The sequence below is a fragment of the Streptosporangium sp. 'caverna' genome, assembly GCF_003203775.1.
Classification (GTDB): Bacteria; Actinomycetota; Actinomycetes; order Streptosporangiales; family Streptosporangiaceae; genus Streptosporangium; species Streptosporangium subroseum.
In genome coordinates this window covers 2,107,782-2,130,808 of record NZ_CP029711.1, presented here as the reverse complement: position 1 = coordinate 2,130,808, position 23,027 = coordinate 2,107,782, and the positions used below count along the sequence as shown (strand labels likewise).

The window sequence follows — 23,027 nt, the reverse complement described above, 5'->3', positions numbered from 1 at the left end:
GGACCTCCTGGGGGGTTGGTTGATCCTGGTAGTGCCCCGATTCGCCCCCTAGCTCATGACCCGATCAGCCGCGCAGCAGACCTGCCGCCCGTGCCCAGCGGTATTTGGCGCCGAGCACGGCCACCGGCTTCTCGGTCGTGTAGGGGTAGGCGATGACTCCGTTGGCGAACAGGTGGTCGCAGGCCTCCTCGACCTCGGTGTCACCTGCCAGTGATGCCACGACGGGCTTGTTGTTGCCCTTGGCCCGCTCCTCGGCCACCACGCGCGCGACCAGTTCCGCGAAGACCATCGGCGGGGTCACGATCGTGTGCCAGTAGCCGATCACCAGCGCGTGGACGCGCGGGTCGGCCAGGCCGAGCCTGATCGTGTTCTCGTAGGTGCTGGGCGGCTCGCCACCGGTGATGTCGATGGGGTTGCCCGCCGCACCGAAGGGCGGGATGTAGGCGCGGAAGGCCTCATCGAGATCCGGCGGGATCTCCATGAGGGACAGTCCGTTGTCCACGCAGGCGTCGGAGAGCAGGACTCCCGAGCCGCCCGCCCCGGTGATGATGACGACGTTCTCGCCCTGGGGCGTGGGCATCAGCGGCAGCGACCGCGCGTATTCGAGCATGTCGTTGAGGCCCGGGGCCCGGACGACCCCGGCCTGGCGGAGGATGTCGTCGTAGACCTTGTCGTCGCCGGCCAGCGCGCCCGTGTGCGAACCGGCCGCCCGGGCGCCCATCGCGGTGCGCCCGGCCTTGAGCACGATCACCGGCTTGTTGCGGATGATCCGCTGGGCGGCCTCGACGAACCCGCGCCCGTCCTTGAGGTCTTCCAGGTGCATGGCCACGCAGTTGGTGTTGTCGTCCTGCTCGAAGAACGTGAGCAGGTCGTCCTCGTCGACGTCGGCCTTGTTGCCGACCCCGACGATCGCCGACACGCCCATGCCCGACGACCGGCTGAAGCCCAGGATGGCCATGCCGATGCCCCCGCTCTGCGAGGTCAGCGCCACACCGCCCTTGACGTCGTACGGCGTGCAGAACGTGGCGCAGAGGTTTTCCGGGGTGTAGTAGTAGCCGTAGATGTTGGGGCCGAGCATCCGCACGCCGTGTTTGCGGGCGATCTCGACGATCTCGTTCTGACCCTCGACGTTCCCGGTCTCGGCGAATCCGGACGGGATCATGATCGCGCCCGCCACACCCTTGCGCCCGACGTCCTCCAGCGCGGCGGCCACGAACTTGGCGGGAATCGCGAAGACCGCGACGTCGACCTCGCCCGGCACGTCGGCGATGCTGCGGTAGGCGGGCAGCCCGAGGACCTCGGGGGACTTCGGGTTGATCGGGTAGATGTGGCCCCGGTAGCCGCCGTTGATCAGGTTGCGCATGACCGAGTTGCCGATCTTCCCGGTCTCCTCGGACGCTCCGATCACCGCGACGGCCCGCGGCTTGAAGATCCGGTTCATCGAGGCGAGGATCTCCTCGCGCGACAGCCGTACCCTCTCCTGCGGGATCTCGTCGGCGAGCAGGATCCGCACGTCGGCCGCCGTCGCGCCGTGCGCGGTGGCGAAGACGGGGTTGAGGTCCACCTCCGCGATCTCCGGGAAGTCGCCGACCAGGGCGCCGACCCGCTCGATCATGTCCGCGAGTGCCTCCCTGTTCGCCGGCTCCGCACCACGGACACCACGCAGCACTTCGGCCGCCTTGATGTCGTCGAGCATCCCGAGTGCATCATCACCCGAAAGGGGGGCCAACCGGAAGGTCACGTCCTTGAGCACCTCGACCAGCACGCCGCCGAGGCCGAAGGCGACGATCTTTCCGAAGGTGTCGTCGGTGACGGCGCCGATGATCACCTCGTGCCCGGCGCCGACCATGGCCTGCACCTGGATGCCGTCGATGCCCGCCTCGGGGTTGTAGGCGCGCGCCGCGGCCATGATCTGGTCGTATCCGGCGCGCACCGCCTCCGCGTCGCGCAGGCCGACGAGCACGCCTCCCGCCTCGGTCTTGTGCAGGATGTCGGGAGAGACGATCTTCAGCACCACCGGCAGGCCGATCTCCTCCGCGACGGACACCGCCTCGTCCGCCGAGGTCGCCAGCCCCTCGCCGGGCGTCGTGATGCCGTACGCGTCGCAGATTCTCTTGCCCTCGGGGGCGGTCAGCGCCGTGCGGCCCTCCACGCGGGCCTTCTCCAGCACCTCTCGCACGGCGGCCTGGTCATGCGTCATCAAATGACTCCGTTCGTCTTCAGGTCTGCCAGATCCTCGGCGGTCAGGCCCAGACCCGCGTAGATCTCGGTGTTGTGCTCGCCGAGCAGGGGTGGGCTGGTGATGTCGACCGGGGAGTCGGACATGTGCAGCGGGCTGCCGACCGTCGTGAAGGAGCCGCGCTCGGGATGGTCGACCTCGACGAGCGCGCCCTCCCGCCTGAGGCTCTCGTCCTCCAGCAGCTCCTTGGTCGACAGGATCGGCCCGCAGGGGATGCTGACGGCGTTGAGCCGGTCGAGGACCGTCCACTTGTCCTGGCCGATGCTCCACTCCTCGATGAGCTGGAACATCTTGTCGAGCTTGGGCAGCCGCGCCTCGGGGGTGGCCCACTCGGGGTCGTCGGCCAGCTCGGGGCGTCCGATGATCCCGGCGAGCGGCGCCCAGCCGACGGGCTGCACGATGACGTAGATGTAGTCGTTGGGACCGCCGGGAGCGCACCGTACGGCCCAGCCGGGCTGGCCGCCTCCCGAGGCGTTGCCCGAACGGGGGACCTCGTCGGTGAAGGTCTTGTTGGGATACTCCGTCAGCGGGCCGGAGGTGAGTCTCTGCTGGTCGCGGAGCTTCACCCGGCACAGGTTGAGCACGGCGTGCTGCATGGCCACCTGCACGCGCTGGCCCCGGCCGGTCTGCTCGCGCTGGTAGAGGGCGGCCAGGATGCCGGCGAGGGCGTGGACGCCGGTGCCCGAGTCGCCGATCTGTGCCCCCGTGGCCAGCGGCGGCCCGTCTTCGAAGCCGGTGGTGGTCATCGAGCCGCCCATCGCCTGGGCGATCACCTCGTAGGCCTTGAAGTCGGCGTAGCGCCCCGGGCCGAAGCCCTTGATCGAGGCGTAGACCAGCCGGGGGTTGAGCTCCTGGAGCCGCTCCCAGGGGAAGCCCATCCGGTCGACGGCACCGGGGCCGAAGTTCTCGACGAGGATGTCGGACTCGGCGACCAGCTTGGTGAAGATCTCCTTGCCGCGCTCGCTCTTCATGTTGAGGGTGATGCTTCGCTTGTTGCAGTTCAGCATCGTGAAGTAGAGGCTGTCGACGCCGGGGACGTCGCGCAGCTGCTTGCGGGTGATGTCGCCCGAGGGCGCCTCCAGCTTGATCACGTCAGCGCCGAGCCAGGCCAGGAGCTGGGTGCAGGACGGACCCGACTGCACATGGGTCATGTCGAGGACGCGGACACCATCCAGTGCCTTCATGGGGAGCTCTCCCTCACTTGTACATGGTCTGGTTCATGGTTCCGGGGGCGTATACGTCCGGATCGACCCATACGTTGATCAGCGCGGGCTTGCCGGACTCACGCGCCCGCTCCAGGGCCGGCCGGATGTCCGCGGGGTCCCTGACCTCCTCGCCGTGGCCGCCCAGCATCCGGGCGAACTCGTCGTATCTGACGTCGCCGAGGGTGTTGCCGACCCGGCCGCGGTTGTCGCCGTATTTGGCGGCCTGGCCGTAGCGGATCTGGTTCATCGAGGAGTTGTTGCCGATGACCCCGATGAACGGGAGGTTGAAGCGGACCATGGTCTCGAAGTCCCAGCCGGTGAGGCTGAACGCTCCGTCGCCGAAGAGGCAGAGCACCTCCTTGTCCGGCCGGGCGTACTTGGCGGCCATGGCGAAGGCGACGCCGACGCCGAGCGTGCCGAGCGGTCCGGGGTCCATCCAGTGGCCCGGGGACTTGGGCTGGACGACCTGGCCGGAGAAGGTGACGATGTCGCCGCCGTCACCGATGTAGATGCTGTCCTCGGTGATGAACTCGTTGATCTCGTGCACGAGCCGGTAGGGGTCGATCGGCTTGGAGTCGGAGAGCTGGCGGGGCAGCCGCTTCTCGTAGGCGGCCGTCTCGACGGCGCGCAGCTCCTCCAGCCACGCCTTGCGCCCGGCCGAGCCGTTCTCGATGCGACCGGAGGCCGCCTGGGCGGCGGCCGAGAGGATCAGCCCGGCGTCGCCGACGATGCCGAGGTCGACGTCGCGGTTCTTTCCGACGGTCCGGTAGTCGAGGTCGATCTGGACCACGGTCGCCGTGGGCGACAGGCGCTTGCCGTATCCCATGCGGAAGTCGAACGGCGTGCCGACGATGATGATGAGATCGGCGTTGTTGAAGGCGTAGCGCCGGGAGAGCTGGTAGTGGTGCGGGTCGCCGGGGGGCAGCGTGCCGCGGGCGGAGCCGTTCATGTAGGCGGGCACGTTCAGGGCGCGGACGAACTCGATCGCGTCGTCGGTGCCCCGGGTGGTCCAGACCTGGCTGCCCAGCAGCACGCAGGGCTTCTCGGCGTGGGCCAGCAGGTCGGCCAGCCGCTCGATCGCCTCGGGGTCGCCGGCCTGGCGGGTGGAGGCCCGGTAGCGGCCGGCCTCGGGGATGCGCGCCTTGGACAGCGGGACGCTGGCGTCGAGCACGTCGCGGGGAATCTCCAGGAAGGACGGCCCCGGGGCTCCGTTGAAGCACTCCCTGAAGGCCATGGAAACGAGGTCCGCCACCCGCTCGGTCGAGGGGACCGTGGCCGCAAATTTGGTGATCGGGGTCATGATGTCGACGTGCGGCAAATCCTGTAGGGAGCCCATTTTGTGCTGGCTGAGGGCCCCTTGACCTCCGATGAGCAACATGGGGCTCTCCGCCCTGAAGGCGTTGGCCACCCCGGTGATCGCGTCGGTGGTGCCCGGCCCCGCCGTCACAACCGCGCACCCCGGCTTGCCGGTGATCCGCGCGTAACCGTCGGCGGCGTGCGCGGCCACCTGCTCGTGGCGGACGTCGATGACCTCGATGCCCTCGTCAACGCAGCCGTCGTAGATGTCGATGATGTGGCCGCCGCAGAGCGTGAAGATCACATCGATCCCCTCCGCTTTCAGCGCCTTCGCCACCAGGTGACCTCCGGAGATCGTTTCCGGTGCCGTGTCCGCTGGCTGGGTCATTCTGGATCCTCTCGATTGTGTTCTCCATACTGCATACCGTATGAGGGCAATGGTTACCCCCACGGTCGGGCGATGTCTAGCCCCTTTGTGCGGGCAGAGCCACAAGCTCCACCGGTCCGCCCTCCCATCCGGGCGGCACGACCGCCAGCGCGTCGGCGAGCGCCGCCCCCCACAGCGATCCCGGCCGGTCGTGCCCGACCGGCGTCACGCCCTGGGCACAGCGCCGTACGGCGACCATCCGGGTGTCGGTGGCGTGGGGCCGCACCGAGCCGGCCGGTGCGGCCGTCACCTCCGGCGCGGCCGTCGCAACCGACTCGCCCGGCCCATGCGACGCGGCCGTCGCAACCGGCTCGTCCGGCCCGGCCGGCACAACCAGCGCAGCCGACTCTCCGGGGATCTCCGGCTCTCCCGAGAGCGCCCTGAGCGCGGGTACGAGCAGCGTCAGCGCGGCGACCAGCGCCGCGTAGGGATTTCCGGGAAGCCCGACGGCCAGACGCCCGTCGGGGAGCCTGGCGAGAAGCTGCGGGTGCCCCGGACGCACCGCGACGCCGTCGACGAGGATCTCCGCGCCGAGCCCGGCGAGCACCTCCCTCAGGTGGTCCGCGGGCCCCTTCGAGGAGGCGCCGCACACCACGACCACCTCGCCCCGCGGGCCGCCTTCGGCCCCCGAGACCCCCGAGAGCGCGGCGGCGAGGGCCGAGGCGCCGTCGGGCAGCCAGAGCGGCTCCTCGGCCCGGCCTCCCGCCCACTCGACCAGGCCGGGCAGCATCGGCCCGATCGCGTCACGCACCCGGCCGGGGCCCGGGAGCCCTCGGGTGACCACCTCGTCACCGGTGACCAGCACGGACACCACGGGTCTCGCCCTGACCGGGAGCGTGTCGTGCCCGAGCCCGGCCGCGAGACCGAGGACCGCGGGCGTGACGACCGACCCCGCGGTGAGCACGACGGCCCCCTGTGGGCAGTCCTCGCCGCGTCGGCGGATGTGGCGCCCCGGCTCGATCACCCCCGAGACGACCTTCGCCCGCTCCGCGGCCGGCGAGATCACCCGCACGGCCGCCTCGTAGGGCAGCACCGCCTCGGCGCCCTCCGGCACGGGGGCACCGGTGGCGATCTCCACCGCCGTGCCCGGCACGAGTGCCGCGCCGAAGGCCGCCCCTCCGGCCAGCACGAGGCCCACGACCCGCCAGGGCGGATCACCCGCGACCGCGTAGCCGTCCATGGCGGCCACGTCGGCCCCGGGGACCGGAACGAGGGCGTGCAACGGCCGCGCCAGGCGGTGGCCGTACGCAAGCCGGAGGGGGACCTCCGCGACGGGAAGCGGCCCCGCGGCCGACGCCGCCACCCGGCGGGCGGACTCCCAGGAGAGGCTCCCGGTATCTCCGGCATCTCCGGCGCGATGCCCGCTCGCCGCGGGCGGCGGCCGTGTCCCGGAGGGCGGATCCGCGCACGACGCTCCGGCCTGACCTTCGCGCGGTCCCCCGGGCGGCTCCCCGCCGGGACCCTCACGCGAGCGTCCTGGCGGCGCCCCGAGTGTGCCCTGACCTTTGAAGATCCTTTGAACGGCGGACCGGATGATGACCATCAGCGGCTCCTTGACCGGCGTTTTTCCATACTGTATACCGAATGCAATATGGACGCGAGAACGGAGTCACTTGTGAAAGTCGCTGTTCTTGGCGCCGGCGCTATCGGCGCCTACGTCGGCGCCGCCCTGCACAGGGCCGGTGCCGAGGTGCATTTGATCGCCCGAGGCGAACACCTCGCGGCGATGCGGAAGTCCGGCGTGCGGGTGCTGAGCCCGCGAGGAGACTTCACCGCCCACCCCCACACCACCGACAACCCCCTTGAGATCGGCAAGGTGGACCACGTCTTCCTCGGCCTGAAGGCCAACTCCTACGCGGCGGCCGGCCCCATGATCGAGCCCCTGCTCCACGAGACCACCGGCATCATCGCGGCCCAGAACGGCATCCCGTGGTGGTACTTCCATCGGCTGCCGGGCCCTTACCAGGGCCACCTGATCGAGAGCGTCGACCCCGGCGGGACGGTCACCGCGGCACTGCCACTGGAGCGCGCGATCGGATGCGTGGTCTACGCGGCGACCGAGATCGAGGCGCCCGGCGTGATCCGCCACCTCGAGGGCACCCGTTTCTCCATAGGGGAGCCCGACGGCTCCCTCTCCCCCCGCTGCGTCGCCTTCAGCCAGGCCATGGTCGAGGGCGGGTTGAAGTGCCCGGTCGAGGCCGACCTGCGACGCGACATCTGGATCAAGCTCATGGGCAACATCGCCTTCAACCCGATCAGCGCCCTCACCCGGGCGACGATGGCGGGCATCTGCCGCCACCGGCGGACGCGCGACCTCGTCGTCTCCATGATGCGCGAGACCGTCGAGGTGGCCCGCCGGGTCGGCTGCGACCCGGCGATCTCGATCGAACGCAGGATCGCCGGCGCCGAGCGGGCCGGGGAGCACAAGACCTCCACGCTCCAGGACCTGGAGAAGGGCAAGCCCCTGGAGCTCGACGTGATCCTCGCCGCCGTCGTCGAACTGGCCGACCTCACCGGGACGGAGGTCCCCACGCTCCGTGCGATCCACGCGGTCGCCGACCTTCTCGACGAGCAGGTGCGGGAGAACCTTGTCGCGGCGAGCTAATAGGGAATACCGTAGACCGTATACAGCTCCTTCCTCACCGGTCGTGGCGCCGACCGCCGAGGCGGGCCTCACCCTCATCGGGTTCGTCAGGGGCAGCTCGATGAACGTCCACACCGGAGAGCGGCGGATTGACCTGGATCATCACTGAACCCGGGCTCCCCGCCCGCCCGATTCCGTCGGCGGGTGTCACGGCCCGAATCCTCGCCGGGCCGTGACACCCGCCGCGACACTCGCCCCCACCACCCGACAAGAACACCCACAGACCGTCGACGCCGGGGTACGGCGGTTCGCCGGCGCGACGACGAGAGCCCGGCCCGCGATTCGCCCCCTTCGCCGGCCGGGCTCTCTGACGTCCGCCGGAGACCCCGAGACCCTCCCCGGGCGTGCGGGCGTCTTCCCGGGGCACCTTGACGTGCGACTTTGACAACCATTTTCATTTACGCGCATACTGGTACTCATGATGTCCGACTTCTCCCGACGTATCTATATGCGTACCGCGGGTCCGCTTGCACTCACCGCCGTTCTCGCCACCTCCGCCTGCGGTGCCGACCCGGCCGACTCCGCCACCCGGGCGGACGGCTCACAGGGAGAGAAGACCGACGTCACCGCCGCCATGTATCCCCTGCAGTGGCTCGCCGGGCAGGTGGGCGGCCCCGATGTGACCGTCACCGGCCTGACCAAGCCCGGCACCGAGCCGCACGACCTGGAGCTGGCCCTGACCCAGGTGGCCGGGCTGGAGAAGACCGGGCTCGTCGTCTACATCAAAGGTGTCCAGCCCGCCGTGGACGAGGCGGTCGAGGAGCACGCCCCCGACCGGGGTTTCGACGCGGCGACCATGGTCAAAACCCTCCCTGCGGTCGCCGAGGAGGGCCACGAGGGCGATGCTCAAGAGGAACACGGTCACGAGGTCAGCTATGACCCCCACCTCTGGCTCGACCCGGCCCGCTTCGCGACGGTCGCGACCCAGCTCGGCGAGAAACTCGCCGCCGCCGACCCCGCCCACGCGCAGGGCTACAAGGACCGCGCGGCCAAAACAGCGGCCGCCCTCACCGCTCTGGACGGCGAGATGGCCCAGGGCCTGAGCACGTGCGCCTCTGACGCGATCTTCACCAGCCACGCCGCGTTCGGCTATCTCGCCGACCGCTACAAGCTCCGCCAGGTCGGGATCAGCGGCCTCGATCCGGACGCCGAACCCTCTCCCGCCCGTCTCGCCGAAGTGGCGAAAGTGGCCAAGCAGGAGAAAGTGACTACGATTTTCACCGAGACACTCGTCAGCCCAAAGGTCGCCGAGGTTCTCGCCCAGGAGGTCGGTGCCAAGACCGCGGTCCTCGACCCGGTCGAAAGCCAGCCGGCGAACGGCGACTACCTGTCCGCCATGCGCCAGAACCTCACCGCACTTCAAGCGGCTCTCAGCTGCTCGTAAAGGCCACATGTGACATCCAACCAAGCGGTTTTCACCATGATCGGCGGCCAGGTCAGCCTGGACCGCCGCCAGGTGTTGCGCGGCATAGACCTGACCGTCAAGCCCGGCGAAGTGGTGGCCGTGCTCGGCGCGAACGGGTCGGGCAAGTCCACCCTCATCCGCGCCCTGCTCGGCCTGATCCCCATGACCGGCGGCACGACCCTGCTCTACGACACTCCGCCCGCGCGGTTCCGCGAGTGGTGGCGGATCGGCTACGTGCCGCAGCGGCTCTCGGTGGGCGGCGGCGTGCCGACCACGATCCGCGAGGTCGTCGCCTCCGGCAGGATCGCCAGACAGCGACGCCTCCGGCGGACCGGTGCGGCCGACCGTGAGGCGACCGACAGGGCGCTGGCGGTCGTCGGCATGACCGACCGTGCCTCGGACCCGGTCCAGGCACTGTCCGGCGGGCAGCAGCAGCGGGTGCTGATCGCCCGCGCCCTCGCCGGGGAGCCCGACACCTTTGTCATGGACGAACCCACGGCGGGCGTCGACTCCGAGAGCCAGCAGCTTCTCGCCGACACCCTGTCCGGGCTCGTCGACCAGGGGAAAACGGTCCTGCTGGTCGCTCACGAGCTCGGCCCGCTGGAGTCCCTGATCACTCGCGCGGTGGTGCTCCGGGACGGATTCGTCTGCCATGACGGCCCGCCGCCCCGGGCGGTCGGCACCCACGCGCTGCCCGGCCACGACCACGTGCATCCCCACTGCGCGGAGACACCCGTGAGCCCGCTCGAATGGAGGCCCACGTCGTGATCGAGCTTCTGCAGTTCGACTTCATGCGGCGGGCGCTGATCGCCGCCCTGCTGGTCGGCCTGGTCGCCCCCGCCATCGGCACGTTCATGGTGCAGCGCCGCCTGGCCCTGCTGGGTGACGGCATCGGGCACGTCGCGCTGACCGGCGTGGCGCTCGGCTTCCTCACCAACCAGGCTCCCGTGCTGACCGCGGTGGTGGTGTCGGTTCTCGGCGCCGTGGCCATCGAACTGGTCCGCGCACGCGGCAGGACCAGTGGCGACGTGGCGCTCGCGCTGCTGTTCTACGGCGGCATCGCCGGAGGCGTGCTGCTGATCTCGCTCGCCCCCGGCGGCAGCAACGCCACGCTGATGTCCTATCTGTTCGGCTCGATCAGCAGCGTCCCGACGGAGGACGTGTGGGTCATCGGCGTTCTGGCGGTGGCCGTGCTCGGCGTGGTCGTCTTCTTCGGCCGCGAGCTCTATGTGCTCTGTCAGGACGAGGAGGTCGCCAAGGCCAGCGGCCTGCCGGTGCGCTTCCTGAGTTTGCTGATCGCCGTCACCGCCGCGCTGACCGTGGTCATCGCCATGCGTGTGGTTGGATTGCTTCTCGTCAGCGCGTTGATGGTGGTTCCCGTGGCGACAAGTCAGCAGCTCACCAGGGGTTTCAGGAGCACGATGCTGCTTTCTATGCTTTTCGGAATGATTGCTACTGTCGGCGGGTTGACCTCCTCGTTCTATGTCGAGGTTCCGCCAGGCGCAATCATTGTGATCGTTGCCCTCGCAGGGTTCGTTCTCGCCCTCGGGCTCGGTAGATTCGTACGCCGAAGCCGACCACAGGAGGCCAACTTATGAGCAACAGACGTGATGCCGTCCATGCGATTCTGCGCCAGAGCGAAGGTTTTCGCAGTGCGCAGGATGTCTACGCAGAAATGCGTGCAGAAGGCGCCAAAATTGGACTTACAACGGTTTATCGGGCTTTACAGGCACTCGCCGACATCGGTCATGTCGACATGCTCAGAACCGACGACGGGGAGTCGGTTTACCGGGCCTGTGCCAGTGGCCATCACCACCACCATCTGGTCTGCCGCACGTGCGGCCGGACGGTGGAGGTGGCCGGACCCGCGGTGGAACGCTGGGCCGAGACGGTCGGTTCCGAACACGGCTTCACCGAGATCACCCACACGGTCGAGATCTTCGGCACCTGCGCCTCCTGCTCCGAAGCCCTCAAGATGGCTGGAGCGTCGAGCAGCTTCTGAGCGTCGGGCCGCACCCCCGGACGCGGAGGCCTTCGAGGCGACCGCCATGCCCGGCGAGGCCGCGGAGCGCCGGCGCCCGAGCGCCACGGTCGCCGCCGGACGCGAGGCGGCGGGGAGACCTCGGCGATGCGGGTCCGCGAGAGCGCCACGATGGCTCGCCGGAGAGATACGCTTCCGAGACGGCGAGCCGCCGTACGCTGGAATCACCTCCAACAGGAGTCAACATGCCATTCGGACATGACATGGTGCACTCACTCGCCGTTGTGGTCGACCTGGTCAACACCTCCCCCTCCACCGGAGGCGAAGACCGGCTGACCGACCTGCAAGAACTTGGCGACTTCGTGGAGCGCTGGCAGATCAGCGGCATCGGTGAGCTCGGCGCCGCGGACCTGAGCCAGGTGCGCGCCCTGCGTGAGGCCTTTCACCGGGTCTTCACCGTCTCCGACCACGCCACCACGACCACCTGGCTGAACGCCCTGCTGAGCGAGACCCGCATCACCCCGCGCCTGACCGAGCACGACGGCCATCCCCTGCACGTCCACTACTTCGCGCCGGACGCCTCCCTCCACGAGCACCTCTCGGCCGACCTGGGCGTCGCCCTGGCCCACCTGCTCGTCGAGAACGAATGGGAACGGCTGCGCACCTGCTCGGCCCCCGACTGCGACAACGTCTTCTTCGACGAGTCCCGCAACCGCTCCCGGGTCTACTGCGACAGCCGCACCTGCGGAAACCGCATGCACGTCGCCGCCTACCGCGCCCGCCGCCGGGTCTGATGTCACGCTCCGCTATTACCTATTGACTGAGTAGGTAATAGCGGTAGGTTGGCCTGTGATGCCGCCTACTTCCCCCGGGAGAGCTTCATGAGTGTCACGGACGAGCTTCTCGCCAACGCCGAGCGTTACGCGGACACCTTCGACAAGGGCGACCTGCCCCTGCCACCCGCTCGCGGGGTGGCCGTGCTCGCCTGCATGGACGCACGCCTCAATCCCTACGGCCTGCTCGGGCTCACCGAGGGCGACGCGCACGTCATCCGCAACGCCGGCGGTGTCGTGACCGCCGACGAGCGCCGCAGCCTCGCCATCAGCCAGCGGCTGCTCGGCACCACGGAGATCATCCTCATCCACCACACCGACTGCGGCATGCTCACCTTCACCGACGACGACTTCAAGCGGCAGATCCAGGAGGAGGTCGGGACCAAGCCCGACTGGGCGGCCGAGTCCTTCACCGACCTCGACGCGGACGTCGTCCAGTCCATCAACCGGATCAAGAACGACCCCTACATCCCGCGCACCGACTCCGTACGCGGCTTCGTCTACGAGGTCGAGACCGGGCGCCTGCGCGAGGTCAAGGCCTGACGGCCGGATCCGGCACGGCGTTGGGCACGGCTCCGCCGTATCTCCTGTCGCGCTTGGCGTAGGTCTCGCAGGCCTCCCACAGGTCGCGACGGTCGAAGTCGGGCCAGAGGCGGTTGAGGAAGACCATCTCGGCATAGGCCGTCTGCCAGATCAGGAAGTTTGAGGTGCGCTGCTCGCCCGAGGAGCGCACGAACAGGTCCACGTCCGGGATCTCCGGCTCATCCAGGTAGCGGGCGAAGGTCTCCTCCTTCACCCGGCCTGGCTTGAGCCGGCCCTCGGCGATGTCCTCGGCCATGCGCAGGGCCGCGTCGACGATCTCGGCCCTGCCGCCGTAGTTGACGCAGAACTGCAGGGTCAGCGTGGAGTTGTCCTTGGTCATCTCCTCGGCGTCCCGCAGCTCCTGGATGACGCTCTTCCACAGCCGTCCGGGGCGACCGGCCCAGCGGACCCGCACCCCCATCGCGTTGAGGCCGTCTCTCCTGCGGCGGATGACGTCGCGGTTGAAACCCATCAGGAAGCGCACCTCGTCCGGGGAGCGCCTCCAGTTCTCCGTGGAGAAGGCGAAGACCGACAGATAGGGGATGCCGAGCTCGATCGCACCCTCGATCACGTCGAAGAGCGAGGCCTCGCCCCCCTTGTGGCCTTCGGTCCGCGGCAGGCCGCGCTGCTTGGCCCATCGGCCGTTGCCGTCCATCACGATCGCCACGTGCCGGGGCACCAGGTCTCGGGGGATCGGGGGCGGGGTCGCGCCGGAGGGGTGAGGGACGGGTGGACGGACGTTCACGTGGCAAGCTCCCTTTCTACGTGTCGAAGAGAGCGTATGCCGTGTTCGAGATGCCATTGCAGGTAGGCCGCGACCAGGCCGCTGCACTCGGCGCGGTGCCGGGGGATGGAGGCGTCGGCGGCGGGCCAGTCACCCCGCAGGAGCGCGATCATCAGGGCCAGGGTCTCCCCCTCGGGCACCGCGGCGCCGGCCGGACGGCAGGCCCCGCAGACCACGCCTCCCGCCACGATGGCGAACGCCCGCACCGCGGGGGCCTTGCACCGGGCACACGATTCGAGGGCCGGGGCGTAGCCGGCGACGGCCAGCGAGCGGAGGAAGTAGGCGTCGAGGACGAGCCTGGCCTCGTGCTCCCCCGAGCCGAGCGTGCGCAGGCCGCCGACGAGCAGCAGGAACTGGCGGAGCGCGGGCTCCTTCTCCCCCATGACCAGCCGGTCGGCGGTCTCCAGCATCGCGACGCCCGCCGTGTAGCGCGGGTAGTCGACGACGAGCGCCTCGCCGTACGGACGGATGGTCTCGGCCTGGGTGATCACGTCCAGCGTGCGGCCGGTGTGGAGCTGCAGGTCAACGTGGGTGAACGGCTCAAGCCGGGCGCCGAATCGCGACGTCGTCCGCCTGACGCCCTTGGCGACGCCCCGGACCTTGCCCGTGCGTCTGGTCAGGACGGTGACGATGCGATCGGCCTCGCCCAGCTTGTGGGTGCGCAGCACGATGCCGTCGTCCCGGTACAGACTCACCCTTGCAGTCTAGCGTCGATCTTTCATGACCATTCGTGCCGCGTGGACCGCCGCAGGACGGCCGCGGGCCGGCGCCGGAACCGGGGTTCTCGCACCTCACAGGCACGGTGGGAGCGGCGTTCACGGTGCGTGGGCGGAGGAGTCGCCGAGGGCGGCGCGGTGACGGACGAGGGCGCCCGGCGAGACCCCAAGCATGATCAACTGCTCCTCATAGATCACGGATGCATGTTGTTAACCTAAAACTCACTAAACTTTGGCTTCTGGCGAACTCCCCCGCCCGCGTTTTACCCCCGCCCCCGCACGAAAGGGTGCCATGCCCCGCGTGGTCCTGCTGGGCTCATCGCCCAGCCCCGATGCCGCTACCGGCCAGTCGACGCCGCCCGCCGCGCTGACTCTGCCCGCGCTTCCCGGCTGTCCCACGGTGATCGGCAAGCTGCACGGCCAGCTCGCCTCTCTTGATCCCGCACCGGTGACGATCGCCCGTTCGGGCGACGCGGCGGCCTACCAGGGCCTCCCCGGCCGGCTCGTCGAGACCTCCGATCTGGCCGGCGACCTCCGCGCCGTGGCCGACGCGGTCGAGGACGCCACCGAGAACCTGCTCCTCCTCCCGGCCAACTCGCTGATCCACGACGAGCTGATCTACCAGATCACCAAGTCCAAGCGCGGAGCGCTGGCGCTGATCACCAAGGAGCCCCGCGAGGAGGACGAGAACGGCGACGCCATCGTCATCGACGTCCCGATCGAGGAGGCGCAGCCGGAGATCGGCGACCGGACGCTGGAGGGCCTCCCCGTCCGGGTGCGCTCCCGCCGGTCCCGGGTGATCTCGGTGGGCTCGGCCTACCACGGGGTGACCCGGCCCAACTCCGTCCTGCTCGGCCCGCTGCACCTGCACCACAAGCACGCGGCCACGCTGGCCGAGGCGGCCCGCGAGCTCGCCGACATGGCCCATCTCCTCGGGCCCGAGGACGACCTGATCCAGCTCCTGGTCCTGGGTCTGGTACGGCGGGGCGTCTCGGTCGGCGTCCGCGGCCGCCGCGACCTGTTCTACAGCCGGGTGGACACCCCGGAGCAGGCCGCCGAGGCGGTGGCCGCGATGGCCACGTTCAACGAGGACAAGGCGCGGCTGAGCAACGCGGTGAAGGGCGCCGACGGCTTCTTCACCACCTACTTCGTCAGCACCTACTCCCGCTACATCGCCCGCTGGGCGGCCAGGCGCGGGCTCACGCCCAACCAGGTCACGCTGATCTCGATCGCCCTGGGCGTGGCGGCGGCGCTGTGCTTCGCCACCGGAGAGCGGGCCGGGATGGTCGCCGGTGGCGTCCTGATCTACTTCGCGTTCGTGTTCGACTGCGTGGACGGCCAGGTCGCGCGGTACGCCCGCAAGTTCGGCGTGCTCGGGGCGTGGCTGGACGCCACCTTCGACCGGTTCAAGGAATACGTGGTCTTCGCCGGGCTGGCGGTCGGCGCGGCCGTCTCCGGCGTCGGCGACGTCTGGACGCTGGCGCTGATCGCGCTCGGGCTGCAGTCCATCAAGCACCTGCTGGACTTCTCCTTCGGCGCGGCCAACCGGCGCAAACCCCCGTCGCCGCTGCCCTCGCTGGCGCTGTCGATCAGCCCTGACACGGGCCTGCGCACGGCACTGGAGCAGCGCAAGCTGGCCCGGACCGGAGGCATCCGCGGCCTGCTGAAGATGTGGGGCAAGGCGGGCAAATACCGGACCGTGCACTGGGCTCGGAAGATGATCGTGTTCCCGATCGGCGAGCGCTTCGCCGCCATCGCGATCGTCAGCGCCCTGTTCGACGCGAGGATCACCTTCCTCACCCTGATCATCTGGGGCGGCATCGGTTCCGCCTACTCACTCACCGGACGCCTGATGAGGTCGCTCGCATGATCACCCAACCGCAGACCACCCCCGCCGTTCCAGACCCCTACGAGGAGCGGCTGCGCGTCCAGACCGCGCGGCTGCTCGCCTACCGCGACGACGGCCCGCTGGTGATGCTGCTCCGCGGCAAGGTGGGGCCGGGGCTGCCCGCGGTGCCCTCCGCGCTCGTCGCGCTGCTCGCGATCATCGCGATGTCGGTGACCGGCATGCTCACCGACGGCCCGATCCTGCTCGTCCCGGTGCTGATCATGATCGTCCTGGTGCTGCCCACCGCGGCCCGCGACCACCTGGGCAAGCTCGACTGGCTGATGCCCCCGCTGATCCGGGCGGCCGAGTTCCTCACCATCATCCTGATCGGCCTGGCCGCCGACGCGCCCAAGTGGCTGCTGTACGTGCTGCTCTACGTGATCGGCTACCACACCTACGACACGGTGTACCGAACGCGGCAGAGCATCTGGCCGCCCGACTGGGTGTTCCGCGCGGGACTGGGCTGGGAGATCCGGCTGCTGCTGATCGGCGCCGGCGCCGCGCTGGGCGTGCTGACCTGGGTTCTGGCCGCGCTCACGCTCTACCTCGGTGTGCTGTTCGCCGTCGAGAGCGTGACGAGCTGGGTCCGCCTGGACAAGGGCGCCGCGCTCGCCCAGGCGGGTGACGACCTGGAGGCCTCGCCCGAGGAGGTCCTGGAGCAGACCACCGGCGACGCCGAGCCCGCCTGACGTACACCGCGCAGCCACGGCGCGTCGCGGTGTGCGGGCGCGAGCACGGGGCACCGGGTGACGCGAACAGCGCGCCGCGAGATGACGCACGGCACGCCGTAACATCCCGGGAGAGGACCGCGACGGACTGTCGCGGTCCTCTCCTGTGTTACAAAACAGCGTGGAACTGGATCGGCTGGATCGTGACATCATCGGGGCGCTCGTCGAGGACGCCCGCACCACCTACGCGGAGATCGGGCAGAGGGTGGGCCTGTCGGCGTCGGCGACAAAACGGCGGGTGGACCGGCTGCGGGAGGCAGGGGCCATCACCGGATTCACCGCGAGGGTGAACCCCGCGGCACTCGGCTGGACCACCGAGGCCTACGTGGAGCTCTTCTGCGCGGGCAAGACCTCGCCGTCGGAGATCGGGGTCGCCGTCGCCCGGCATCCCGAGGTGGTCTCCGCCTGCACCATCACCGGCGAGGCGGACGCGCTGCTGCACATCAGGGCCACCGACGTGAGACATGTGGAGCAGGTGATCGAGCGCATCTCCTCGGAGCCGTTCGTGGTGCGAACCAAGAGCTCAATAGTGCTTTCCAGGCTCATCGACGCCCCTCTCATCACCGCACGCAACGAACCGCCGTTCATCGCCTGAACAACGCGGGAAACCCGCGCCTCTACGCACGAACATGCTCTTGGCCTGCGCGAACACCGTTCGTAAGCTGTTGACGTTGTCGGTGTGTCAGTCACCGCGACCCCCATTACGACGTCTTCTGCGGAGTTACCCATGACGAGGCACTACCTCATGTGTCGGCCCGACTACTTCGCGGTTGAGTACGCGATCAACCCGTGGATGCATCCCGAGGCCGGTGCCGACCGCGAGGTGGCGATCCGGCAGTGGGAGACGCTCAAGAGCACCTACGAGGAGCTCGGGCACCGGGTCAGCCTCATCGACCCGGTCGAGGGCCTGCCGGACATGGTCTTCGCCGCCAACGGAGCCCTGGTCGTCGGCGGCCGCGTGTACGGCGCGCGGTTCACCCACCGGGAGCGCGCGGCCGAGGGGCCGGCGTATCTGAAGTGGTTCACCGGCAACGGCTACGACCGGGTGCGCGAGGCGGCCTTCACCAACGAGGGCGAGGGCGACTTCCTCACGCTCGACCACATGGTGCTGGCCGGGACGGGGTTCCGCACCGACATCACCGCGCACAAGGAGGCCCAGGAGTTTCTCGGCCGCCCGGTGGTGACGCTGCAGCTGGTGGACCCGCGTTTCTATCACCTGGACACGGCGCTCTTCCCGCTGGACGGACGACGGGTGGCGTATTTCCCGGGGGCCTTCTCCCCGGGAAGCCAGGAGGTGCTGCAGAGCCTCTTCCCCGACGCCGTCATCGCCGACGAGGACGACGCCGCCGTGCTGGGCCTCAACGCGGTCAGCGACGGCACCCACGTGGTGATCAACGCCGAGGCGGGCAATCTCCAGCTCGAACTCAAGCGTCAGGGCTTCGAGGTCATCCCGGTCGACCTGTCGGAGCTGCGCAAGGCGGGCGGCGGCCCGAAGTGCTGCACGCTCGAGATCCGGGAATGAACCGAAAATAAGGCCAGGCAGGACGCTTACGAAACAAGGAACGGCGAATATCGGATGACCACCACCAACGAGTTCATCGAGCTCAGCGAACGACGCAGCGCGCACAACTACCACCCGCTTCCCGTCGTGATCCACGAAGCTCAGGGCGCCTGGGTCACCGACGTCGAGGGCAAGCGGTTCCTGGACTGTCTGTCCGGCTACTCCTCGCTGAACTTCGGCCACGGCAACCCGAAGATCATCAAGGCGGCGCAGGAGCAGCTGGCGAAGCTCACCCTGACCAGCCGTGCCTTCTTCCACGACCAGTTCGCCACCTTCGCCGCCGGGCTGGGAGACCTCACCGGCAAGGACATGATCCTGCCGATGAACACCGGCGCGGAGGCCGTGGAGACCGCCATCAAGGTGGCCCGCAAGTGGGGTTACGACGTCAAGGGCGTGGCCGCGGAGCAGGCCAACATCATCGTGATGGAGGACAACTTCCACGGCCGCACCACCACGATCGTCAGCTTCTCCACCGATCCCGACGCCCATGACGGCTTCGGTCCCTACACCCCGGGCTTCAGGATCGTGAAGTACGGCTCGGTCGAGGCGATCCGCGAGGCGGTCGACGCCAACACCGTCGCGGTGCTGGTGGAGCCCATCCAGGGTGAGGCGGGCGTGCTGGTTCCGCCGGACGGATACCTCACCCAGGTCCGCGAGCTCTGCACCGCGGAGAACATCCTGATGATCGCCGACGAGATCCAGTCCGGCCTCGGCCGTACCGGCGACACCTTCGCCTGCGACCACGAGGGTGTCGTCCCCGACATCTACGTGCTGGGCAAGGCCCTGGGCGGCGGCGTCGTCCCGGTCTCGGCCATCACCGCCAACGAGGACGTCCTCGGCGTGATCAAGCCCGGCCAGCACGGTTCGACCTTCGGCGGCAACCCTCTCGCCTGCGCGGTCGCCAACGCGGTCATCGAGCTTCTCAACACCGGCGAGTACCAGTCCCGGGCCAAGGAGCTCGGTCTGGTGCTGCACGAGAGGCTGCGCGGCCTGATCGGCCACGGCGTGGTCACCGTACGGGGGCGCGGCCTGTGGGCGGGCGTGGACATCGACCCGTCCCTGGCGACGGGCCGGGAGATCTCCAAGGCGCTGATGCGCCGCGGCGTCCTGGCCAAGGACACCCACGGCTCGACCATCCGTCTCGCCCCGCCGATCGTCGTCTCGGAGGAGGACCTCCTCTGGGCCGTCGACCAGCTCGCCGACGTCCTCGCGGAGTTCTCGAACTGACTCCCCCGGTACGGCTGGCGCGATCATGAACGCGTGAGCCGTACCGGCGTCATCCTGTCTTCGGCGGAGACGGGAGCGGCACCCGGATCACCGCCCGGGCGAGGGCGGGATCACCCTGCCCGGCCCGCGCGGCAGCCGGCCTCGGCCGGAACGGCATCGGAACGCGCCGGTCACACGCCGCCGCGCTGGAGTGTTCCGGTCGCCTGGTTCCTGCCGGAGACCTCCTCGAGCTCCACCGTGGTGATCTCCGAGACGTTCGTTCCGGCGGCGGTGTCCCAGCGGACCGACACGGGGCTGTTGTCCAGGCACAGGGTGGCCACCGCGTTGGAGAACCACGGGCCGTTGGTGATCCGCCACTTGAACGGAGGCTTGGGGATCTTGGCCATCCGGGAGAGCGAGCGTCCGATCAGGGTCGCGACGCCGAACTGGGCGATGATGTTGGCCAGGCGGAGCGTACGGCTCAGCGGGTTGCGGATCGGGGAGCAGACGAGCTGGTAGATGGGCAGGTCGTCCGCCTTGGCCACGTAGGAGTAGTGCACGTCGCCGGAGAGCAGCATCACGGGCTTGCCGACCCCTGCCAGCAGCGTGGACAGGTCCTCGAACGAACGGCGGAAGGCCGCCCAGTGCTCCAGGTCGACGGCCTGGCGGATCTTCTCCGACCAGTGGGCCGTCCTTCTGCCCCAGGCCCCCTGCGCCAGCGCCTCGTTCCAGCTCTCGATGTGGTGAATGCCGGAGGGGAGCAGGAACGGCACCGACGTGCCGATCACAAAACGCTCCGCGCCCTCCTTCCTGAGCTCCCCGGTGAGCCACTCCCACTCCACCGGGTCCAGCATCCGCCGGTCTCCGGGGGTGAGCTGCCGCGCGGACCGGGAGTCGAGCATGAGCAGGCGGGTGCCGCCGAGGTCGCGGGAGTAGCTCCACCGGTTGTCCGCGGGAACGTCGTAGGCGTGCTTGGCGAACGTGTCGAGAGCCTCCGCCCCGTCGCCCTCCATCGCGCACAGCTTGCCGAGCAGCTCGTCCGACGAGCGCTCCTGCGGTGACATGTTGCCCAGGTGCTGGTAGATCCAGTAGGCCCCGAGGCCGGAGGTCACCCTGCGCGGCCACCACTCGACCTTCTCCATCTGCTCACGCCAGGAGGCGGAGGTGTTGAAGTCGTCGCGCAGGTCGTGGTCATCGAAGATCATCGCACTGGGCACGGTCGAGAGGAACCAGCGGATCTCCGGGTCGGTCCACGCCAGGCGGTACAGCTCGGCGTACTCCTCGAAGTCGGCGATCTCGGTCTTCGGCTCGTTGTCCCTGCGGTTCTTGATGAGCTCCAGCATCTCGGCGGACGGCTCGTCGGCGTAGACCTGGTCCCCGAGCAGGAGCACCATGTCGGGCCACTCCTCCTCGGGTCTGTCCATCAGGCTGCTGCCGTACGCCCACAGCACGTCCACCCCGTGCGAGATCGTGTGCATCGTGTCGTGCGGCACGCTGGTCCGGCAGGAGCCGAACATCACCCGCCGGGGTCCGTCGGGGTCGAGCAGGCGGATACGGCTGGGCGCCTGGTCCGGAAGCGGCCAGACGGTCTCCTCGCCGAGGCGGACCTCGTAGGTTCCGCCGCCCTCGACGTCCACGATCGCGTAGTGGTGGCCGTGCACGGTGAACGTGCTCGCCCGCGAGCGCGTCCCTCCGACCTCGATCGTCACCTCGCACGGCTCACTGGTCTCGACCCACACCGATGCACTCGTCTCGTCCACATAACGCAGCATCGGTCCGACCACAAGCTCTGGCACGTTCATCTCCTCAGCACCGCACACACATCATCAAGCACGCCGGTTGATCACGCTAAACCGGTCTATTCATCCCACACAGTGCCCCGGCCCTCCGAGGGATAACAACGGATCACTCCCAAGGTGGGGAAACGCACAAGGATCGATCATAAGAACGCAACATCCCCAGCATCACCCGGCAAAAAACCGCAACTATTTTGATCATGACAAACCGCCTGGACGGAGCAAGGACGCTCCGCCCGCCGTGTGGAGGTTTCCCTTCATGACACTTACGGTGCCGTCGACGACGCCGGCAGCCACCGCTCCCCTCGCTCCGGGGAGGCAGGCCCTCGACTCCGCGCTGTTCCAGCTCGACCGGGCGGCCGACCGGCTCCACCTGGACGACGGCCTGCGCACCATGCTCGCCACCCCCCGCCGATCGCTCACCGTCTCGGTGCCGGTCCGGCGCGAGGACGGCCGGATGGACGTCGTACAAGGCTTTCGGGTCCAGCACAACACTACCCGCGGCCCCGCGAGAGGCGGTATCCGTTTCCATCCCGCGACCGACATCCACGAGATCACCGCGCTGGCCATGTGGATGACCTGGAAGTGCGCGCTGGCCGGCATTCCCCACGGCGGCGCCACGGGCGGCATCTCCGTGGATCCGGCCTCGCTGACCACGCGGGAGCTGGAGCGGGTGACCCGGCGCTACGTCAACGAGATCCTGCCGATCATCGGCCCGGAGAAGGACGTCCCGACCTCCGACGTCGGCACCGACGAGCAGACCATGACCTGGATCGCGGACACCTACTCGACGAGAGCGGGGTATCCGATGCCCGGCGTGACGACCTGCGAGCCGATGCCCCTCGGCGGCTCGTCCGGCCTGGTCGAGGCCACCGCACGCGGCGTCCGGATCGCGGCGCTCAGGGCGCTGAGGGGCTCCCCCGAGGGCCGTACCGTCGCGGTCCAGGGCTTCGGCAAGGTCGGGGCGCCGGCCGCGCGCCATCTCTCCGACGCGGGCTGCCGCGTGGTCGCGGTCTCCGACGTCACCGGCGCCGTGATCGCCCGCCCCGGCCTGGACCTCGACGATCTGCGGGCATGGGCGAAGGAGACCGGCGGCGTGCACGGCTACCGCCACGCCGACGCCCTGTCCCCCGAGGACCTGCTGGAGCTCGACGTGGACCTGCTCGTCCCCGCGGCCATGGGAGGCGCGATCACCGCGGAGAACGCCCCCCGGATCAGGGCCGGCCTGATCGTGGAGGGCGCCGACGGTCCCGTCACGCCGGAGGCCGACCGGATCCTGGCCGATGCCGGGACCACCGTGGTCCCCGACATCCTGGTCAACGCGGGCGGCGTGATCGTCTCCTACCTGGAATGCTCGCAGAACGTGCGGGCGTGCTCCTGGAGCTCCGACGAGGTCGACGCGAAGATCCGCGGCTTCATGGACGGCTCGTTCGACGCGGTCGCGGAGATGTCGGCGGCGCGCGGGATCACCCTGCGCCAGGCCGCCCACGTGATCGCCGTCGGTCGCGTCGCCGAGGCCCACCGTCTGCGCGGACTCCGCGTGTGAAGGCCGCCGACGCCCGTCTCCCGCGGAGACTCCGTTCATGAGGGTCCGCGTTCATGAGGGTGCGCGTCCCATGGGAGCCCGCGTTCACGAGGGTCCGCCGCCCGCGGAGGTCCCGCGCACGAAGGTTCACGAGGGCCTGTTGCCCGCGGAGGTCCCGCGCACGAAGGGCGTTCCGTGCGCGACGTCCCGG

The 23,027-nt window shown here is 69.4% G+C and carries 19 protein-coding genes and 1 pseudogene; 13 read left to right on the top strand and 7 right to left on the bottom strand.

The window, feature by feature from the left end; all coding sequences use genetic code 11:
• Positions 1-64: 64 nt before the first annotated feature.
• The 4 genes and pseudogenes from DKM19_RS09495 to DKM19_RS09480 all read right to left on the bottom strand — a co-directional run.
• The gene (locus DKM19_RS09495) at positions 65-2,200 is read right to left on the bottom strand and encodes an acetate--CoA ligase family protein (protein WP_110695374.1); all 2,136 of its coding nucleotides are present in this window, start codon (positions 2,198-2,200) and stop codon (positions 65-67) included.
• Entirely contained in the window at positions 2,200-3,423 is a 1,224-nt protein-coding gene (frc, locus tag DKM19_RS09490; protein ID WP_110695373.1) for a formyl-CoA transferase, read from the bottom strand. The genes DKM19_RS09495 and frc overlap by 1 nt, the downstream gene beginning before the upstream one ends.
• Positions 3,424-3,436: 13 nt before the next feature.
• Positions 3,437-5,128, bottom strand: a complete 1,692-nt coding sequence (locus DKM19_RS09485; RefSeq protein WP_110695372.1) for a thiamine pyrophosphate-binding protein — start codon at positions 5,126-5,128, stop codon at positions 3,437-3,439.
• 76 nt (positions 5,129-5,204) lie between these two features.
• A pseudogene (locus tag DKM19_RS09480) lies at positions 5,205-6,497 on the bottom strand (molybdopterin molybdotransferase MoeA); the annotation flags it as partial.
• A gap of 285 nt (positions 6,498-6,782) precedes the next feature.
• On the opposite strand from DKM19_RS09480, the gene DKM19_RS09475 reads away from it, so the two are divergent.
• The 7 genes from DKM19_RS09475 (at position 6,783) to DKM19_RS09440 (ending at position 12,573) form a co-directional block, all read left to right on the top strand.
• Positions 6,783-7,772, top strand: a complete 990-nt coding sequence (locus tag DKM19_RS09475; protein WP_110695370.1) for a 2-dehydropantoate 2-reductase — start codon at positions 6,783-6,785, stop codon at positions 7,770-7,772.
• Positions 7,773-8,259: 487 nt separating this feature from the next.
• Positions 8,260-9,195, top strand: coding sequence for a metal ABC transporter substrate-binding protein (locus DKM19_RS09465; protein ID WP_204358721.1), 936 nt, complete (start codon positions 8,260-8,262; stop codon positions 9,193-9,195).
• Positions 9,196-9,204: 9 nt separating this feature from the next.
• Complete coding sequence (locus tag DKM19_RS09460) at positions 9,205-9,984, top strand: metal ABC transporter ATP-binding protein (RefSeq protein ID WP_369988431.1); 780 nt, start codon at positions 9,205-9,207, stop codon at positions 9,982-9,984.
• Positions 9,981-10,814: a metal ABC transporter permease gene (locus DKM19_RS09455; protein WP_110705593.1), complete on the top strand. Its 834-nt coding sequence runs from the start codon at positions 9,981-9,983 to the stop codon at positions 10,812-10,814. Before DKM19_RS09460 ends, DKM19_RS09455 begins: the two co-directional genes overlap by 4 nt.
• Positions 10,811-11,218, top strand: coding sequence for a Fur family transcriptional regulator (locus DKM19_RS09450; RefSeq protein WP_110695368.1), 408 nt, complete (start codon positions 10,811-10,813; stop codon positions 11,216-11,218). The genes DKM19_RS09455 and DKM19_RS09450 overlap by 4 nt, the downstream gene beginning before the upstream one ends.
• 224 nt (positions 11,219-11,442) lie before the next feature.
• Entirely contained in the window at positions 11,443-11,991 is a 549-nt protein-coding gene (locus tag DKM19_RS09445; RefSeq protein ID WP_110695367.1) for a CGNR zinc finger domain-containing protein, read from the top strand.
• A gap of 87 nt (positions 11,992-12,078) precedes the next feature.
• Positions 12,079-12,573, top strand: a complete 495-nt coding sequence (locus DKM19_RS09440) for a carbonic anhydrase (RefSeq protein ID WP_110695366.1) — start codon at positions 12,079-12,081, stop codon at positions 12,571-12,573.
• Here the strand turns inward: DKM19_RS09440 and DKM19_RS09435 are convergent.
• The gene (locus tag DKM19_RS09435; protein WP_110695365.1) at positions 12,563-13,357 is read right to left on the bottom strand and encodes an isoprenyl transferase; all 795 of its coding nucleotides are present in this window, start codon (positions 13,355-13,357) and stop codon (positions 12,563-12,565) included. The genes DKM19_RS09440 and DKM19_RS09435 overlap by 11 nt on opposite strands.
• Positions 13,354-14,091: a DNA repair protein RecO gene (gene recO / locus DKM19_RS09430; protein ID WP_110695364.1), complete on the bottom strand. Its 738-nt coding sequence runs from the start codon at positions 14,089-14,091 to the stop codon at positions 13,354-13,356. The genes DKM19_RS09435 and recO overlap by 4 nt, the downstream gene beginning before the upstream one ends.
• Before the next feature lie 313 nt (positions 14,092-14,404).
• On the opposite strand from recO, the gene DKM19_RS52480 reads away from it, so the two are divergent.
• From DKM19_RS52480 to rocD, 5 genes are all read left to right on the top strand, one after another.
• Positions 14,405-15,982, top strand: a complete 1,578-nt coding sequence (locus tag DKM19_RS52480) for a CDP-alcohol phosphatidyltransferase family protein (RefSeq protein ID WP_110695363.1) — start codon at positions 14,405-14,407, stop codon at positions 15,980-15,982.
• Positions 15,979-16,689, top strand: a complete 711-nt coding sequence (locus DKM19_RS52475) for a DUF5941 domain-containing protein (protein WP_110695362.1) — start codon at positions 15,979-15,981, stop codon at positions 16,687-16,689. The genes DKM19_RS52480 and DKM19_RS52475 overlap by 4 nt, the downstream gene beginning before the upstream one ends.
• A gap of 160 nt (positions 16,690-16,849) precedes the next feature.
• Positions 16,850-17,323, top strand: coding sequence for an Lrp/AsnC family transcriptional regulator (locus DKM19_RS09415; RefSeq protein ID WP_089209406.1), 474 nt, complete (start codon positions 16,850-16,852; stop codon positions 17,321-17,323).
• A gap of 105 nt (positions 17,324-17,428) precedes the next feature.
• The gene (gene ddaH / locus DKM19_RS09410; protein ID WP_369990452.1) at positions 17,429-18,250 is read left to right on the top strand and encodes a dimethylargininase; all 822 of its coding nucleotides are present in this window, start codon (positions 17,429-17,431) and stop codon (positions 18,248-18,250) included.
• 54 nt (positions 18,251-18,304) lie between these two features.
• Positions 18,305-19,516, top strand: coding sequence for an ornithine--oxo-acid transaminase (gene rocD / locus DKM19_RS09405; RefSeq protein ID WP_110695360.1), 1,212 nt, complete (start codon positions 18,305-18,307; stop codon positions 19,514-19,516).
• Between the two features lie 170 nt (positions 19,517-19,686).
• Here the strand turns inward: rocD and DKM19_RS09400 are convergent, their stop codons facing one another.
• Positions 19,687-21,291, bottom strand: a complete 1,605-nt coding sequence (locus DKM19_RS09400; RefSeq protein WP_110705592.1) for an alkaline phosphatase D family protein — start codon at positions 21,289-21,291, stop codon at positions 19,687-19,689.
• A 259-nt stretch (positions 21,292-21,550) separates the two neighbouring features.
• Here DKM19_RS09400 and DKM19_RS09395 point away from each other — a divergent pair, with 259 nt between their 5' ends.
• Positions 21,551-22,837 carry a Glu/Leu/Phe/Val dehydrogenase gene (locus DKM19_RS09395; RefSeq protein WP_110695359.1) on the top strand — a complete coding sequence of 429 codons (1,287 nt, stop codon included), beginning with the start codon at positions 21,551-21,553 and terminating at the stop codon, positions 22,835-22,837.
• The last annotated feature ends 190 nt before the right edge of the window (positions 22,838-23,027 follow it).